This is a genomic window from Rhizobium sp. CB3090 (genome assembly GCF_029714285.1).
Lineage (GTDB): Bacteria > Pseudomonadota > Alphaproteobacteria > Rhizobiales > Rhizobiaceae > Rhizobium.
On record NZ_CP121662.1, the window covers coordinates 1,106,874 to 1,123,585 of the forward strand.

Genomic DNA, 16,712 nt, shown 5'->3' on the forward strand with positions numbered 1-16,712 from the left:
CCGTGAATTTGACGCCGGTTATGGTTATCAAATGGTAAACAAATGAGTATAAGGATTCGCTAGGCGCAGGAGCTGGTGATGGATCGCGACAACAGATGGAAGATGCGTGAGGTATTGAACGATGTCCGGCTCCTTTTCGCGGCGGCAAAGAAAGACGGCCCTCAGCATGTTTTTGACAACGATGGTGTTTTCACCGTCTCTTTTTCCGAACGCGGAGAGAAGGGCAGTGCGCGGAGCTTTTTGACGAGCGGCGGTCCTGACGATAGCCGATCCTCCTGACCACGCGATCCGAATAATTGGGCCGATCACGCGGATAGCCCGGTCACGTCCTCCTACCGAGCGTGATGACGTTCGATGGCATGCAAGCAACCGCTGGTTCGGCGTGCGGCAATTATTGCGGAAAAGTGCTGCCGATTTCATTTATGAGCTGCACCCATAATTGCTAGCGCGACGAGGCACCTAATCTTCAGAAGTCATGGTGCTACATAGGCTCCGAGAACGGGCAGCCCTGCCCGTCCAGTAAAGGAGCTTTACGATGAAGATCGACAAGAATGGCACTCAGTCCTCCGGCAAGGGTCCTGCCGACTGGTTCACTGGCACAGTACGCATCGACCCGCTGTTCGCCACGAATGAGGCCCGCCGTGGCGCAGCCGGGGCGGTGACATTCGAACCGGGGGCGCGCACTGCATGGCACACCCATCCGCTTGGGCAGACGCTGATAGTCACGGCTGGCTTCGGGCTTGTCCAGCGCGAGGATGGCCCGATCGAGGAGATCCGTCCGGGCGACGTGGTCTGGTTCGAGCCGGGTGAGAAGCATTGGCATGGTGCTTCGCCAACGACAGCGATGACCCACATCGCCATTCAGGAGAACCTCAACGGCAAGGTTGTCGACTGGATGGAGCATGTTACCGACGAACAATACTCCGGCCAATGAGGACGAGGAGCTGGCCATTCGTCCGCGCGTTGTCTGCCACATGACGAGCTCGGTCGACGGCCGTCAGCTCATGGACCGCCGGAACGAAGCCGGCGGCGGGAATCGCGCGCGGCGCCCTTCGTCGCCACTACGACGAAATCTACAGGCCGCTTGAGCCTAACGAAGCTTCGCAGACCACCTGTCATCGAAGTGAGCCCAACCGCCAGCGCTTATGAGCAGGACTCATAATTCCAATCATGCCGGTACATCTAATTTGCCGGAAGACTCGCGCTAGATTCGTTGCGACGTCGGAGAGCGATGAACGATTTTCGACAACCTCGCGAGGAGACGAATATGCAGACGCGTAAACTTGGTCAGGGCCTTGAGGTTTCGGCGCTGTCGCTTGGCGCCATGGGATACGGCAAGTCCCGCGACATTCCGGACCGCAAGCAGATGATCGGCGTTCTGCGGAGCGCAGTGGATGCTGGGATGGATTTTTTCGACACTGCGGAAGTCTACGGCCCCTGGACAAATGAGGAGATGGTCGGGGAGGCATTCGCCGGGGTCCGCGACGAAGTGAAAATCGCTACGAAATTTGGCTGGAACATCGATCAGAAGACCGGCGAGCATCTGGGCGGCGTCAACAGCAAACCGACCCAGATCCGAAGCGCTGTCGAAGGCAGCTTGAAGCGGCTCGGCACCGACTACATCGATCTGCTCTATCAGCACCGCGTCGATCCCGACGTTCCCATGGAGGACGTCGCCGGAACGGTGAAGGAGCTGATCGGCGAAGGCAAGGTCCGCTATTTTGGTCTGTCGGAGGCGGGCGTCCGGTCGATCCGGCGCGCGCATGCCGTCCACCCCGTCGCGGCCCTCCAAAGCGAATACTCCCTGTGGACACGTGATCCGGAACGGGAGATCATCCCGACGCTTGAGGAGCTGGGCATCGGCCTCGTTCCGTTCAGCCCGCTGGGCAAGGGCTTCCTGACGGGAAAGATCGACGGTTCCACGTCGTTCGCGTCGAACGACTTCCGCGCACAGATCCCCCGTTTCACCGAAGAAAACCGCCAGGCGAACCAGAAGCTGGTCGAACTGATCCGCTCAGTCGGAGACCGCATTGGCGCGACGCCCGCGCAGGTGGCCCTCGCATGGCTTCTGGCTCAGAAGCCATGGATCGTCCCGCTCTTCGGCACCCGCTCCGTGGAGCGCTTCAAGGAGAACGTCGGGGCGCTAGCGGTCGAACTGTCGGACGACGATCTTAGGGCGTTGCGCGACGGAGCGGAAGCGATCAGGATTGAAGGAGAACGCTATCCTGAAGAGGTGATGCGACGATCGGGTCTCTGAGCAGACTCTACAAGTCTGCTGCGCTGGGGCTGCTGGGCAACCCATCAATCTCGATGGCGCAGTGCATCCAAGACGATCGAAAAGGCCAGCGAAGGCGGCTTCCGGCTCGGATAATAAAGGTGGTAACCGGTCCACGGCGGCGTCCAATCCTTGAGCACTCTGATGAGCCGTCCTTCGTCGACATATGACTGTGCGAGTGCCTCGGGCATGTAGCCGAGACCATACCCGTCGAGGCAGGCGTTCAGGATCTGGTTGATGCCGTTGAAGGTCATCTGACCCTCGACGCGGACGCGGATTTCCTCGTTGTCCTTCTCGAACTCCCAGACATAGTTGCCGCCGTGCGTCGGCAGACGGAGATTGATGCACTTGTGGGCGGTAAGCTCCTGCGGAACCTTCGGCTCTTTCCGCTCGGCGAAGTACGACGAGGAGCCGACGACGGCAAAGGCCAGATCGGGTGCGATGCGGACCGCCACCATGCCCTGGGCGACCGTCTGCCCCAGACGGATTCCGGCGTCGTAGCGCTCCGCGACAATGTCCGTCAGGCCGTAGTCGACGGAGATTTCGACATTGATGTCAGGGTACTCCTTCATTACCTTCGCTAGCTTCGGCCAGACGAACCGGTCGACGGCATAGTCGACGGCGGTGAGCTTGACCGTCCCAGCCGGCTTTTCACCCATTTCCGTCACCGCGGCCAGTTCCTGTTCGATCTCCAGGAACTTTGGCGCGAGGTTGGCGAGAAGGCGTTCGCCGGCGGGCGTCGGACTGACGTTGCGCGTCGTCCTCGTCAGAAGGCGGACGCCCATCCGGTCCTCGAGTTGCTTGACGGTATGGCTAAGGGCGGATTGTGAGACGCCGAGCTGCGACGCGGCCCTTGTGAAGCTGCGCTCGCGCGCGACGACCAGGAAGAACAGCAGATCGTTCACGTTGTCGCGGAGCATTTATAAATCGACCTCATAAGTCTTAGCAAGTTTCATCGTATTATCATATAAGCCGTGAACGTCTACAAGTCGAACATCAACACTTCAGACCCCAGTGGAGATTTCGGATGACCGAAGTTCCGATGCAGGAATCGGAGACGTCGCGCCTGGCGATCCCGCTTCTTCCGATCATGACGGCGGTGTTCGTCGCCTTCCTTGTCATAGGATTGGCGCTGCCGGTCCTACCGATGCACGTCCACGACGGGCTGGGATTGGGAGGATTTGCCGTCGGCGTTGTCGCGGGAGCGCAGTTCGCGGCATCGCTCGTCTCCCGCGTCTGGGCCGGCCACTTCGCCGACAACAGAGGCGGAAAGCTCGCGGTCGTCTGCGGGCTGGTCGGCGCCTCGGTCGCCGGCCTCCTGTACCTGGTGTCGCTGGAGTTCGAAAGCACGCCGGTCGCCTCCGTCTCGATCCTGGTTGCCGGGCGCGCCGTTCTGGGCGGTGCGGAGAGCTTCATCATCACTGGGGCCGTCGGCTGGGGCCTCGTGCTCGGCAGCCCTGCCAATACGGGAAAGGTTATCGCCTGGATCGGAACCGCGATGTACGCGGCGTTCGCAGTCGGTGCGCCGATCGGCGGATCGCTCTACGACGCCTTCGGCTTTGTGTCCGTTGCGTTGGCGACCATCCTTGTTCCCGCCTTGACACTGTCGGTCGTCGTGCCGATGAAGGCCGTCGCGTCACCGCATAGGGAACCTGCTGCGATCCGGGCCGTGCTCGGCGCCATCTGGGTGCCGGGCGTAGGTCTGGCGATGGCGAGCCTCGGCTTTGGAGCGATGATGACCTTCGCCTCGCTGCTCTTCGCCGAGCGCGGCTGGACGCCCGTATGGATCGGTGTCACCGTCTTCGCGGTGTCCTTCATCTGCGCACGTGTTTTCTGCGGCCACCTGGCCGACCGGTTGGGCGGCGCCACTGTCGCGCTCGCCTGCCTTGTCCTCGAGGCGCTTGGGTTGGCCGTTATCTGGTATTCGCCGTGGGAGCTCCTCGCTGTTCTTGGCGCGGCTCTCACCGGCTTCGGCTACTCGCTTGTCTATCCGGGCCTGGGCGTCGAAGCGATCCGGCGAGCACCTGCAAAGAGCAACGGCCTGGCGATGGGAACCTATACCGCGTTCCTCGATCTTGCGCTCGGTTTCGCAAGTCCTCTGCTCGGCCTGCTGGCGGGAGGGGCGGGGACGCGGAGCGTGTTTCTCGCTTCGGCGATCGTGGTCGCCTGCGCCTGCCCTGTCGCCGCCTGGCTCAAGAAGCGGACGGTGGCGACCACGCGACAATAGCTCTTCGCGCGAGAGCGTTTCGTTCGCGCGCCAGAGGAAAGGAGAAAAACATGCCGCACGTCCTCGTGAAAATGATGGAAGGCCGCTCCGAGGAGCAGAAGAAACAGCTTGCCGAAAAGATGGCGGGCGTGGTGATGGCCGTGCTCGGCAGTGACGAAGGATCGATATCGGTGGCGATCGAGGACGTCCCGGCCGGGCGATGGGAATTCGACGTCTTTGTTCCGGAGATCAAAGGCCGCAAGGAGTCGCTATACAAGAGACCCGGCTACGCATCCGTCGACTGAGTTGAACATCCACGCAATCAAGCAGCAAAGGGAGAAGGCGCTCGTCGCCTCCCGGCATCCGCTCATCACGGCTGGGGCACCTTCGAAAATGGAGACCAAGGCCGCGAGGAGCTTGGGGTTGTAGTCGCCGCTGGCAGTTGATCGCGCAAAAGCCTCGTCTTCACGCCTTGTACCTCAGCGCCTCCACCAGGAGCGTGAAGGCGGGCGAGGGGTGTCGGCGAGACGGATAGTACAGATGATAACCAGGAAACGGCGGCGACCATTCGGCTAGCACCTGGACGAGCCGTCCGTCGTCCAGATATTCCCGAACGACGTCTTCGTGGACATAAGCGAGACCAAATCCGTCGAGAGCCGCTCTCACAAGCTGCGGCACGCCGTTGAACGCCACCTGGCCATCCACCCGGACCCGAAAATCATGGCCGTCGCGCTCGAATTCCCAGGCGTAGAAGCCGCCGTAGCTCGGCAGGCGCATGTTGATGCAGCGGTGCGTGGCCAGCTCCTGCGGCGTCCTTGGCGGTGGCCGGTCGCTGAGGCAGGACGGCGCCGCCACGACGATCATTCGTGCCAAGGGTCCGATGCGGACAGCGATCATATCCTTCTGAACCTGGTCCCCCAGACGAACTCCGGCGTCGCAGCGCTCCGCCACGATGTCCGTCAGTGCCGACTCGGCGACCAGCTCGACTCTTATGTCGGGAAAATCTGCGAGAAACTTGGAGAGCTTTGGCCAGAGGATCGTGTCGATCGCGTGCTGGCCCGCCGTGATCCGGAAGCTTCCCGCCGGTTTGTCTCTGAACTCGCTAAGCGCTGACAACTGGGCCTCGATGGTCCCGAGCGCAGGGCCCAGGGTGGAAAGCAGTTGTTCGCCCGCCGCCGTTGGAGAGAGGCTTCGCGTCGTGCGCGTCAGCAGGCGCAGGCCTAGCCTCGCTTCCAGCCGCTTGATGATAAGGCTGAGCGAAGACTGCGACGTGCCTAGCCTCGCGGCTGCCTTCGTGAAGCTCTTCTCCTCGGAGACCACAAGGAAGGCCATCAGATCTCCGAGTTCTTCCCGTTTCATTTATTGATCTCCGATATAAGTTCAATCTCATATTACCGTCTAATCGAAATAATTAGTTGCGTCCATATTTTCCTGAGCAAGCGGCGCAGCGCCGTTCAACTTATGGAAAGCGAGACAGATGAAGGTATCGATTGTCTACGACAGCGGTTTCGGCCACACCGCCAGGCAGGCCCAGGCGGTGGCTGAAGGAATAGCGGAGGTCAAGGACGTCGAAACGAGCCTGATCGCCGTTGCCGATAGCTCTATCCCGTGGGAGACGCTGGAGGCCAGCGACGCGATCATCTTCGGGTCGCCGACGTATAACGGGCTGGTGAGCGCCAGATTCAAGCAGTTCATGGAGGACTCCACCAAGGCGGCATGGTCGCAACAGAAGTGGCGTAACAAGATCGCTGCCGGCTTCACCAATTCCGGTGCTCAGCATGGCGACAAGCTGAACTCGCTGATCTCGATGTCCCTGTTCGCGGCACAGCATGGAATGATCTGGGTGGGGCTGGATCTCATGCCGGGCAACAGCAGCAGCAAAGGCACTGTCGAGGACCTGAACCGACATGGAGTCTGGCTCGGCGCCATGGCGCAGTCCAACACGGACGAAAGCCCCGACGCCACGCCTGGCGCGAGCGATTTGCGGACGGCTGCCTACCTAGGCCAAAGGGTGGCCGAGATCGCCGGCAGATTCAACAAACGTGTAGTGGATGCCCCTGGGCAATTCTTGTCCATCTGAAGGTGAAGTAGAAGACCCAGCTCAATCGGAGAGAACAATGTCGAACCCGCACCCCGCGTCTCGCGCACTGACAATGGAAGAAGTACGATCTGTGTCACCTGCCTTGGCCGACTACACGCAGAAGATCATCGCCGGCGACCTCTGGAGCAGGCCGCACCTTTCCGCGCGTGACCGCAGCATCGTCACGCTCGCCGCTCTTATCGCCCGCGCACAAACGATTGGGATGCCCCACTACTTCAACGTAGCGCTCGACAACGGCGTCACGCCCACGGAACTATCCGAGATCATCACGCATCTCGCCTTCTACAGCGGATGGTCGAGCGCATTTTTCGCCGTCGAGGTTCTGAAGGGAATCTATTCCGCCCGCGGGATCGGACCGGACCAGCTCCCCGAGGAGCCCGTGGAACACCTTCCGATCGACGAGGAATCAGAGGCGCTGCGGGCCGCTACCGTGCAAGAGAATTTCGGCGAGGTTTCACAGGGGCTCGTCGACTACACGAGAGAGGTGGTGTTCCGGGACCTATGGCTCCGGCCGGGGCTGACGGCGCGAGACCGCAGCCTGATCACCGTGTCGGCACTTGTGGCGTCCGGACAGCAGGCGCAGATCACATACCACCTCAACCGTGCGATGGACAATGGACTGACCCAAGCGCAGGCGTCCGAGATGCTCGTCCAGATCGCCTACTACTCCGGCTGGCCCAGCGCCTTTTCGGCAATGCCGGTTGTGAAGGATGTCTTCGCGGACCGGAGAAAACGCGCTGGTTCGGCCGGCTAGATCACACAGGAAGGTTTCTCCTATGACTTGGCAACAGCAGGAACTTCAAAGTGTCGCGAAGGCCGATGATCTGCATATCTCGCCGTTGCGCGGGGATGGCAGAACCTATGGTACGCCGACCTGGATATGGTCGGTGGTCGTGGATGGCGGCTTGTACGTCCGCGCGTACAACGGGCAAAACTCGCGCTGGTACCAGTCGGCGATCAAGCAGCAGGCTGGCCGCATCAGTGTCGCCGGAATGACGAAAGAGGTGTCGTTCCGACCCGTGGAAGGCGATGTCAACGATCGCATCGATGATGCCTATCGCGTGAAATATTCTTCCAGCCCGTATCTGAAATCCATGATAAGCGGGCGTGCACGTGCCGCCACGGTCATGATAAGCCCCAGGGACTAGGTGCTTCGTTCGCCAATGCCGCGAAGTTCACGTTGGATCGCGCTCAAGGCCGCACCGGTCACGCAGAACCCTACTTCGTCCGTCGCATTCGAGATCTCCGAAATGGTAAAGCCAAGCTAACATTCATCGGCAATCATATTGGCGAAGCGCGCTGTTGGCGACGCCTTCCGGCGCCAAGACGGTCGGGGGCACCAGGCCAGCGAAAGAAGTGCGATGACGAGGTCGCTGAAGTCGCTGCAACAGCAGCGACCTCGCCGATGGCGGATTTAGACTCTCAGCAACGTCTTGATGGCGCGGCGCTCGTCCATGGCGCGATATCCTTCGGCTACGTCGGACAGCGGCAGTTCGAGGTCGAAGACCTTGCCAGGATTGATCTTCCGTTCAAGCACAAGATCCATCAGATAGGGCAGATAGCGGCGGACCGGCGCCGGACCGCCGAGCAGGCTCTTCTGTTGGAAGAAGAGATTCTGTCCGTCGAAGGTGACGCCATGGGGAACGCCGACAAAGCCGATCTTGCCGCCGGGGCGCGCGCAGTTGATCGCCTGTGACATGGATTCCTGAGTGCCGACGCATTCGAGGACCGATTCCGCTCCGACCCCGTTAGTCAGTTGCTTGATACGGGCTATCCCTTCTTCGCCACGTTCGGAGACAATGTCGGTCGCACCGAACTCGAGCGCAAGGTCCTGACGGGTCTTGTGACGACTCATGGCGATGATGCGCGATGCCCCCATCTGCTTGGCGGACAGGACGCCCATCAGGCCAACGGCGCCATCGCCGACGACGATGGCGGTCGAACCTTCCTGCACGCCGGCCGCGTCGGCCGCGTACCAGCCGGTTCCAAGGACGTCCGAAACTGCGAGAAGACTCGGGATCAGATCGTCAGCCGGCATTTCTGCGGTTGCGACGAGCGTGCCGTCTGCCAGCGGCACACGCGCCAGCGGGGCCTGGGCACCGCTCATGAATTCCCGCTGCTCGCAAGACGACTGGAACCCGAACTTGCAGTGCGGGCAGGTGTTGTCCGATATGCAGAAGGAGCCGACGACGAACTGGCCGGGCTTGACCGTGGTGACGGCACTGCCGACCTCCACGACGACGCCGCAATACTCATGGCCCATGGCCATGGGAGCGGTGACTTCGTTCGCTCCGCGGAACGGCCAAAGATCGGACCCGCATATGCAGGATGCCGAGAGACGGATAATCGCGTCGGTCGGTTTGAGTATCTTGGGTTCGGCAACTTCTTCGCATCGGACGTCGCCGGGCGCATAGAGCATGGTGGCAAGCATTGTTTGTTCCTTTCTTGGCTGCGCGGCTTCCATGGGAAGCGGTCGAAATAGCCGACGAGGGAAGCGCTTTGCGCCGGCATAACATTGCAGGTGACGCGGGAGGAGGGATCAGCGCATCTGCAAGATGATCGGGTTGCTGGTCGCCGGGTCTGTGTGCTCCCTCAATGCCTTGACGTCCTCTGCCCGCACGGCGCTGCCGCGGTTGCCCCAGGTGGACCGGACATAGGTCAGCACGTCGGCGATCTGCTGGTCCGACAACTGCTCGCGGAACGGCGGCATGCGATATGCGTCCGGCACGCCGGCTGTGACAACGCGGCTCGATCCATTGAGCGTCACGTTCACCTGCGAGTCGGTATGCCCGATCAGCGAGGAGGCGGCGCCCGCGAGCGGCGGGATCCATTGATTCTGCCCCTTTCCGTCGGGGCCGTGACAAAAGCTGCAGCGCGCCGCATATGTCTGAGCTCCAGGCGTCCGGTTCGAACCGGCGGCCGAGATCGAAGTCGCCGTCGTGTCGCTCCAGGGACTGCTGTCGCGGGCGGGGTCGCCGGGAAGTGACTTCAGGTAATGACTGATGGCTCTCAAGTCGTCGTCGGTCATGAACTGTGTGGAATTATTATACGCCTCCGTCATCGATCCGAAGACGACGGCATGCTGATTCCTGCCATTCTTGAGGAATTGGAAGATGTCCTCCTCGCTCCAGCGGCCGAGGCCGGTGTTGTGATCCTGACGGAGGCTCGGCGCGTACCAGCCATCCAGTAGAGCGCCGGACAGGAACAGCGAGCTCGTTTCGTCGGACGCCTTTTCGTTCATGGCGACGCTTCGTGGCGTATGGCAGGCACCGCAATGGCCGGCTCCTTGGACGAGATAGGCGCCGCGGTTCCACTGCTCGTCCTGCTGCGGCTTCGACACGTAGGTGTTGGCGTCGACGAAGACGGCGTTCCACAGCGCCAGCGGCCAGCGCATGTTCAGAGGCCAGCCGATCCCGCTCGGCCGGTTCGCCTGGTTTGCGGGTCGAACGCCGTTCATGAAGAACGCGTAAAGCGCCTGAACGTCGTCATCCGTCATCTTCACATAGGATGGATAGGGCATAGCCGGATACAGCCGACGCCCGCCCGGCGTCACCCCATGGCGAACGGCGCGGTCGAAGTCGGCGAGGCTGTAGTTGCCGATACCGGTCTCCCTGTCCGGGGTTATGTTTGTCGCGAAGATCGAGCCGAGCGGCGTTCCCATTTCGAGACCACCGACGAACGGCTTGCTGTCCGGCGTGCTATGGCATGCGACACAGTCCGCTTGCCGGGCTACCATCTCGCCGCGTTGGACGAGGTCGGCCGAAGCCGGGATCGATGCTGCGGCCGTATCGAAGGGCGATGAGGGCGAGCGGTTGACGAACCATGTCAAACCACCTCCGACCACGATCACGATGGCAAGAAGAACGAGAAGGAATCTCTTCAAGAACAGTCCATCCTCTGCAAGGGCTGGCTAGGCAGGCGCCACGACCAGCGTCGATGCCGTCGGGGCATTGCTCGCGTACGTCGTCGGCCAAAGCTTGAATGCCGCGCCGACGACGTTGCGTTAGCTTTGAAAGGTATAGCGGGAGAGCGGCATGCTGCGGACGCGCTGACCGGTCAGCGTCGAGACGGCGTTCGCGACCGCCGGGGGCACCGCGGGCAGGCCGGGTTCGCCGATCCCTCCCATCTTTTCCCCGCTCTCGATGATCCGGGTGTGTACACGCGGCATGCGAGCCGGCGGCAGGATGGGATAGAGATCATAGTTATGTGCAACCGGCTCGCCTTTCTGGTAGACCGCCTCTTCGAGAAGAACCTGCGAGACGCCCAGCGCCACCGCGGAGTTGATCTGAGCTTCGATGATCGCCGGGTTGACGATGCTGCCGGGATCGATCGCCTCCCACACGTCGTGAACCACCACCTCTCCCGATTGGATAGAGACTTCGGCGATCGCAGCGGTATGGCTGCCGAATGGCGAGGCCATGCCGATGCCGCGCGCGCGCCGGGTACCGTCTTCCGCCGTGAATGGGCCTCGCTTCCAGCCACCCGACAAATCGCCTGCCGCCTTCAGCAGGTTGCTCAGCCGCGCGTTGTCTTTCAGAAGCTGCAAGCGGAGGTCATAGGGATCCTTGCCGCCCTTGTCGGCCATCTCGTCGAGGAAACACTCGTACAGGAAGTCGTTCATCGAATTGCCGACCGACCGCCAGTAGGCGAGCATGACCGGGTTCTCCACGTGGACCTGCGCGATGCGCTTGTTCGGGATCGCATAGGCCTTGCCCGTCAGACCTTCGACCGCGGTATCGTCGATCTTTTCACTATGGCCCGAAATGCCCTCGGTCGGGCCTTCACAGACGCTGACGGCCTCCAATGCGACCGGCATGCCGTTATCGTCCAGGCCGCCTCTGAATCTTACAGCCGCCATCGGCCGCAAGGGGTCGCGCAGGAACTCCTCCTCGCGGCTCCAGATCAGCTTGATCGGTCTGCCGGTTTCTTGTGCGAGCGCGATCGCTTGTCGGAACGGGTTTGCCGCCGCATAGAGGAAATGCCTTCCGAAGAAGCCTCCCAGCAGAGGGCTGTGGATGTTGATCTTGGATGCGTCCAGACCAGTGATCTTGGCGATGTCCGCCTGGAACATCTCGGGGGCCTGGTTCGGCATCCAGATGTCGAGACTGCCGTCGCCGTTGAATCTGGCGAGCGCGGACGGTGGCTCGAGCTGAGCGTGATGAAGATATTGGCTGTGGTAGGTCGCCGATACCACCGTCTTCGCGTTTGCAAGCGCGCCGACGACGTCGCCCCCCTTCTCCGCGTCCTTGCCGTCGCCAGGCTCCTCGGCTAGGCGGTCCGCGAAGGCCGCGGTCGAGAAGTCGATCGGCATGATGCGGGTCCCGTCGATGACGGGCTTGCCGTTCGCTTCGTTCCATTCGACCTGGAGGGATTCGACCGCCCGTTTGGCGTTCCACCAACGTTCGGCAACGACTGCGACCGCTCCAGGGAGACGGTGGATCGAGTGAACCCCTTTCATGGACCTGACCGCATCCTCGTTTCGGATGTTGCCGACGGACTGACCCAGCCTCGGCGCATGCTGCACGGCGGCGTGAAGCATTCCGTCGACCTTGCAATCGATCGCGTAGGTGGCCCGCCCGGTGGACTTGTCGTAGACGTCGAGGCGTTTGACCGGCTTGCCGATCCAACGAAACTGGCTTCGGTCCTTCAGCGTCACGCTGTCGCGCTCCGGTATCGGGAGATCCATCGCGTCGTGCGCGATCTCGCCATAGGCGAGGGACCTCCCCGAAGCGGCATGGACGACCCGTCCTGGCTCGGTCGTCAGCTCACCGAGAGGAACGCCCAGTCGCGTGGCGGAAGCCTGGAGGAGCATCTGACGCGCAGCGGCGCCGACATGGCGCATCGTATCGTAGCTCAGACGAACGGACATGCTGCCGCCCGTAATCCGCATGCCGCCCAGGATGATCTGGTAGTCGGGACCCGCAGGTGCGTTCTCGACCGTGAACGACGCCGGATCCAGATCAAGGTCCTCTCCGACGATCTGCGCCATCGCCGTGAATATCCCCTGGCCGCCTTCGACGAAGGGACTCATAAGACGGGCCGTACTGTCCGGACGGATCTCCAGAAAAGCTGGAACGCGGGTTCCAGGGGTGATTTTCGCGGCCGCTCCCTGCGCACGAGCAGGACGGATCGGCAGTCCGAACCCGATGACCAGCGCACCTGCCGTTGCCCCGGCGGACGCGAACAGAAAGCGTCTGCGTGAAACGTTGACCGGCGCACCCGCGGAAAGTCCGGCCACGCCGGAGAGCTTGCGATAGATCTCGTTCACAGCGACGACTCCTTCCGGCCGGCGAGATCGCGGACCGCCGCCTTGATGGAGTTGTATGTTCCGCACCGACAGAGGTTCACCATCGCCGCAGCGATGTCATCGTCGGTGGGATTAGCCGTCTGCTTTAGAAGCGCGGTCGCCGCCATGACCTGTCCCGACTGGCAGTAGCCGCACTGGGGAACCTGATGATCGACCCACGCGGCAACGACAGCCTTGCCGACCGGATCCTGCTCGATCGCCTCGATGGTGGTGACCGTCTGTCCGGCAACGCTGTCGAGCGGCGTCACGCAGGAGCGGACGACTTTGCCATTTACCAGTACGGAGCAGACGCCGCACTGGGCGAGGCCGCAACCGTATTTCGTTCCTGTCATTCCAAGTTCGTCCCGGATGACCCACAGCAGCGGCGTGTCCGGATCGGCTTCCACCTCGTAGACCTCATCGTTGATGCGAAGTTGCATGGCAATTCCTCAAATTCGCAGGCCGCCCCCGGTCGGAAGATGGCTCTGGCGCATAACGCGGCTAGCATCCTCCCTTTTGACGTTTCTGATTAGATGCTTCCTGTCGATAGAAGTTATGAGCCAGTTTCATAAAACACTCGCTGCACCGCGGACCTCCGCGGCGGCGGAGAAGGGAGTGTCGGGCAACGTCCCGCTACCCGATGCCGGGAGGTCAAGCCGCGGGTGCTGGTCGAAGAGGCTTTTCAGCTTGTCAACGGAATCAGCTCCATGCGGTCGCAAAGATCGACACGGCCCGCGCCCTTGACCCAGACGAGCTCCTTCGGCTCGGCTGCCCGCTTGTAGAAGTTGTTATTGACGTTGACATTGCGATGGACGCAATGCGCCCGATCGTGAGGTTTGTCTGACAAGGCTCTGAGAGGTGGATCGCCCTCCCACTGCTGCACCTGAAGTGGCGATCAGGTGCGGTGACGCAGGAAGTCCACGAGCGCGGAGAAAGCAGGCGAGGATTGGCGCCTGCTGGGGTAGTAGAGGTGGTAGCCGTCCCAGTAAGGCGAAAATGCTTCAAGCACCCGCACAAGCCGACCCTCTTCTATATGGGGCAGCGCGATGTCCTCCGGAACATAAGCTAGCCCCAGGCCTTCCAAGGCGGCTTCCACGCCCTGATAGGAGTTGTTGAAGGCTAGCTGCCCCTCGACCCGGATTTTCATCTCCTTGCCCCCGTCTTCGAATTCCCACGGCCAGAACCCGCCCAAGGTGGAGAGGCGCTCGTTTATGCAGTTGTGTCGGACGAGCTCCTGCGGATGCTCGGGGATTCCCTTGCTTTCGAAGCAGGAGGGCGCACCGACAACGGCGAATCGGAAGTCGGGACTTATGCGCACCGAAATCATGTCCTTGGCGACCTGCTCGCCCATTCGGACGCCGGCGTCGAAGCGTTCGGTTACGATGTCCGAGAGTGCGTTTTCTCGAACAAGCTCCACCTTCACGTCCGGGTAGTTCGGAAAGAAGTTCTTCAGCTTCGGCCAGATCATCCATCGGATCGCGTGATCTGACGCCGTGATGCGGATATTCCCCGCTGGCCTGTCCCGGAGGGCTGTCAAGTTCTCGAGTTGCGCGTCGATTTCGTCGAAGAGCGGGCCAACGCCCTGAAACAGCTTCTCGCCCGCATCGGTAAGGGAGACCGCCCGCGTCGTGCGAGTGAGAAGACGGAGGCCGAGCCGCGCCTCGAGCTGCCGAATAATATGACTCAGCGCGGACTGCGATACTCCAACCTTCGCAGCCGCTCTGGTGAAGCTCTTCTCTCGGGCGACGGCCAGAAAGGCCATCAGGTCGTTGACGCTCTCGCGTGCCATCCTTGAACTCCTTCGATGAAGCGCGGTTGTAGCGGATTGCGGATGACGGAACACTGAAATCATTGTGAACACACGGTCATTCATGAGCCAAGCTCATAACTTCATGCGACGCAAATCGCCTAATCCAATCGTCGACGCTCTGTTAAAACCGCAATGTCACGCAAGCGGAAGAGGTGCCAGGATGAGCGCGGGCGTAACTCGGAGAAGTCTCATTGCTGCGGCTTTGACGGGATGCGTGCCCGTCATCGCGCTAGGAGGCGCCCCGCCATCGAGTAGGAAATCCCAAAGTGCGAAAATGAGGATCGAATTCTCTTTCTCTGATCACACGTTTACAGCCAGCTTGTACGAGAACGCAGCGGCGCGCGAACTTATGTCCATGCTACCGCTGGACTTGATGATCGAAGACTACTCTATGAACGAGAAGATGGCCTACCTTCCGCGCAAGCTTGCGGTGCAGGGGACCGAGGCTTTTGCTGACGAGTCCGTCGGCGACCTCTGCTACTACGCTCCCTGGGGAAATCTGGTCTTCTTTCACGCCGGCTATCGATACTCGCGCGGTCTCGTCCGTCTCGGCAGACTGGACGGTGGAGCCGCACCGCTTTTGACAAGAGGCAAGTTCCCGCTTCGCGCCCAGCAGGTTGCTTGAGGGCATCGCCCAGACATCTTTCATGCACGCGGCACATGTGTCCTTGCCGGCAGACGACGGTGATCGATCTCGGTTGGCTGGACTGGTTGAGCCCGTCCTTCCCCTGAAACACAGCAGCCTCGGCCCTTGCCGTATGGAGACCACATGCGAGAACAAGTTCTACTGCGGTCCGACGTGATCGACGAGGAGATCGTGACGGGTCCGGCCAACTGGGGAGCCGTCTTCGCGATGTCCCTGTGCGTGTTCGTGCTGATCGCATCGGAGTTCATGCCGGTGAGCCTGCTCACCCCGATCGCAGCCGACCTGCATCTCACCGAAGGGCAGGCAGGCCAGGCCATATCGGTTTCGGGTATCTTCGCGGTGCTGACAAGCCTCTTCATCGCTTCCATCTTGGGAAGCCTGGACAGGAAGATCGTGCTTCTTTCGCTGACGGGGCTCATGTTGGTTTCGGGAGCCGTTGTCGCACTTGCGCCGAACTACGCGGTCCTGATGGTGGGCCGTGCACTCCTGGGCGTCGTGATCGGCGGCTTCTGGTCGATGTCCACCGCCACGGTCATGCGGCTCGTCCCTGAAGATGCGGTTTCCAGGGCGCTTGCGACCCTGAACGGCGGGAACGCGCTCGCCGCGACCGTCGCGGCTCCGCTCGGCAGCTTCCTCGGCGAACTGATCGGCTGGAGGGGTTCCTTTTTCTGCATCGTGCCAATGGCGGCGCTGGCAATCTGCTGGCAGGCTGTCACCCTGCCGCGGATGCACGGTGGAGGTGGAACCGCCGCCACGGCGTCTTTCCGCCTGCTTGGAAGGCCACCGGTTGCGCTCGGAATGGCGGCAATCCTTTTCTTGTTCATGGGGCAGTTCGCGCTGTTCACCTACCTGCGCCCTTTCCTTGAAACCGTCACGCAAGTCGACATCTCGACCTTGTCGCTCTTGTTGCTCATTGTGGGTATCGCGGGGCTCGTTGGAACAGCTTTCATCGGACACGTCCTCGTGCGAAGCCTATATGGCACGGTCACAGTCGTACCGCTTGTTCTGGCCGCGATCGGAATCGGATTGACCATCCTTGGTGGATCGACAACCGCTGTCGCCGTCCTTCTTTGCTTGTGGGGTCTGGTCGGAACTCCCGCGCCGGTGGGCTGGGGCACATGGCTGTCCCGCACGCTGCCGGAAGACGCCGAGGCTGGCGGCGGACTCATGGTCGCCACCATCCAGTTTGCAATCACCATGGGCGCGACAGTTGGCGGCCACCTGCTTGACATGAGCGGCTACCAGGCCACGTTTGCCACCAGCGCGCTCCTGCTCCTCCTTGCTGCGACGCTCGCCTTCGTTTGTTGGTTCGCGACCGGAAGCAGGAATGTGCCAAAATCGTGAGAGCATAGACGCGCGCATGGGCTAGCCATGGAAGCCTGCTCGCC

General features: G+C 61.5%; 18 protein-coding genes. 9 read left to right on the plus strand and 9 right to left on the minus strand.

All coding sequences use genetic code 11. From position 1 onward, the window contains the following. Positions 1–27: 27 nt before the first annotated feature. Positions 28–420, minus strand: coding sequence for a hypothetical protein (locus tag QA646_RS05445; protein ID WP_283058012.1), 393 nt, complete (start codon positions 418–420; stop codon positions 28–30). Positions 421–535: 115 nt separating this feature from the next. On the opposite strand from QA646_RS05445, the gene QA646_RS05450 reads away from it, so the two are divergent. Together QA646_RS05450 and QA646_RS05455 are read left to right on the plus strand one after the other, a co-directional pair. After that, positions 536–934, plus strand: a complete 399-nt coding sequence (locus QA646_RS05450; protein ID WP_283058013.1) for a cupin domain-containing protein — start codon at positions 536–538, stop codon at positions 932–934. 333 nt (positions 935–1,267) lie between these two features. Further along, positions 1,268–2,257: an aldo/keto reductase gene (locus QA646_RS05455; RefSeq protein ID WP_283058014.1), complete on the plus strand. Its 990-nt coding sequence runs from the start codon at positions 1,268–1,270 to the stop codon at positions 2,255–2,257. Between the two features lie 44 nt (positions 2,258–2,301). Here the strand turns inward: QA646_RS05455 and QA646_RS05460 are convergent, their stop codons facing one another. Further along, positions 2,302–3,195, minus strand: a complete 894-nt coding sequence (locus QA646_RS05460) for a LysR family transcriptional regulator (RefSeq protein WP_283058015.1) — start codon at positions 3,193–3,195, stop codon at positions 2,302–2,304. Positions 3,196–3,302: 107 nt separating this feature from the next. Here QA646_RS05460 and QA646_RS05465 point away from each other — a divergent pair, with 107 nt between their 5' ends. Then, entirely contained in the window at positions 3,303–4,502 is a 1,200-nt protein-coding gene (locus QA646_RS05465; RefSeq protein ID WP_283058016.1) for an arabinose transporter, read from the plus strand. A gap of 50 nt (positions 4,503–4,552) precedes the next feature. Continuing rightward, entirely contained in the window at positions 4,553–4,786 is a 234-nt protein-coding gene (locus tag QA646_RS05470) for a tautomerase family protein (protein WP_283058017.1), read from the plus strand. A 160-nt stretch (positions 4,787–4,946) separates the two neighbouring features. Here the strand turns inward: QA646_RS05470 and QA646_RS05475 are convergent, their stop codons facing one another. Beyond that, on the minus strand, positions 4,947–5,840 hold the full coding sequence (locus QA646_RS05475; protein ID WP_283058018.1) for a LysR family transcriptional regulator: 894 nt from the start codon (positions 5,838–5,840) through the stop codon (positions 4,947–4,949). A gap of 118 nt (positions 5,841–5,958) precedes the next feature. On the opposite strand from QA646_RS05475, the gene QA646_RS05480 reads away from it, so the two are divergent. The 3 genes from QA646_RS05480 to QA646_RS05490 all read left to right on the plus strand — a co-directional run bounded on the left by QA646_RS05480 (position 5,959) and on the right by QA646_RS05490 (position 7,730). Next, entirely contained in the window at positions 5,959–6,561 is a 603-nt protein-coding gene (locus QA646_RS05480) for a flavodoxin family protein (protein ID WP_283058019.1), read from the plus strand. A 91-nt stretch (positions 6,562–6,652) separates the two neighbouring features. After that, complete coding sequence (locus tag QA646_RS05485) at positions 6,653–7,336, plus strand: carboxymuconolactone decarboxylase family protein (protein ID WP_349254258.1); 684 nt, start codon at positions 6,653–6,655, stop codon at positions 7,334–7,336. 22 nt (positions 7,337–7,358) lie between these two features. Further along, positions 7,359–7,730, plus strand: a complete 372-nt coding sequence (locus tag QA646_RS05490) for a DUF2255 family protein (protein ID WP_283058022.1) — start codon at positions 7,359–7,361, stop codon at positions 7,728–7,730. 266 nt (positions 7,731–7,996) lie between these two features. On the opposite strand, the gene QA646_RS05495 is transcribed toward QA646_RS05490, so the two are convergent. The 6 genes from QA646_RS05495 to QA646_RS05520 all read right to left on the minus strand — a co-directional run bounded on the left by QA646_RS05495 (position 7,997) and on the right by QA646_RS05520 (position 14,657). Then, positions 7,997–9,013, minus strand: coding sequence for a zinc-dependent alcohol dehydrogenase family protein (locus QA646_RS05495; RefSeq protein WP_283058023.1), 1,017 nt, complete (start codon positions 9,011–9,013; stop codon positions 7,997–7,999). 108 nt (positions 9,014–9,121) lie between these two features. Beyond that, complete coding sequence (locus tag QA646_RS05500; RefSeq protein WP_283058024.1) at positions 9,122–10,465, minus strand: cytochrome c; 1,344 nt, start codon at positions 10,463–10,465, stop codon at positions 9,122–9,124. Positions 10,466–10,585: 120 nt separating this feature from the next. After that, positions 10,586–12,841, minus strand: coding sequence for a xanthine dehydrogenase family protein molybdopterin-binding subunit (locus tag QA646_RS05505; RefSeq protein ID WP_283058978.1), 2,256 nt, complete (start codon positions 12,839–12,841; stop codon positions 10,586–10,588). 5 nt (positions 12,842–12,846) lie between these two features. Next, positions 12,847–13,308, minus strand: coding sequence for a (2Fe-2S)-binding protein (locus QA646_RS05510; RefSeq protein ID WP_283058025.1), 462 nt, complete (start codon positions 13,306–13,308; stop codon positions 12,847–12,849). Positions 13,309–13,550: 242 nt separating this feature from the next. Then, positions 13,551–13,715 carry a hypothetical protein gene (locus QA646_RS05515; protein ID WP_283058026.1) on the minus strand — a complete coding sequence of 55 codons (165 nt, stop codon included), beginning with the start codon at positions 13,713–13,715 and terminating at the stop codon, positions 13,551–13,553. 48 nt (positions 13,716–13,763) lie between these two features. After that, positions 13,764–14,657, minus strand: coding sequence for a LysR family transcriptional regulator (locus QA646_RS05520; RefSeq protein ID WP_283058027.1), 894 nt, complete (start codon positions 14,655–14,657; stop codon positions 13,764–13,766). Between the two features lie 370 nt (positions 14,658–15,027). Here QA646_RS05520 and QA646_RS05525 point away from each other — a divergent pair, with 370 nt between their 5' ends. Both QA646_RS05525 and QA646_RS05530 read left to right on the plus strand, forming a co-directional pair. Then, positions 15,028–15,303 carry a cyclophilin-like fold protein gene (locus QA646_RS05525; RefSeq protein WP_283058028.1) on the plus strand — a complete coding sequence of 92 codons (276 nt, stop codon included), beginning with the start codon at positions 15,028–15,030 and terminating at the stop codon, positions 15,301–15,303. Positions 15,304–15,447: 144 nt separating this feature from the next. After that, positions 15,448–16,668 (plus strand): MFS transporter, encoded by a 1,221-nt coding sequence (locus tag QA646_RS05530; RefSeq protein WP_283058029.1) that lies wholly within the window; start codon positions 15,448–15,450, stop codon positions 16,666–16,668. Positions 16,669–16,712: the final 44 nt, after the last annotated feature.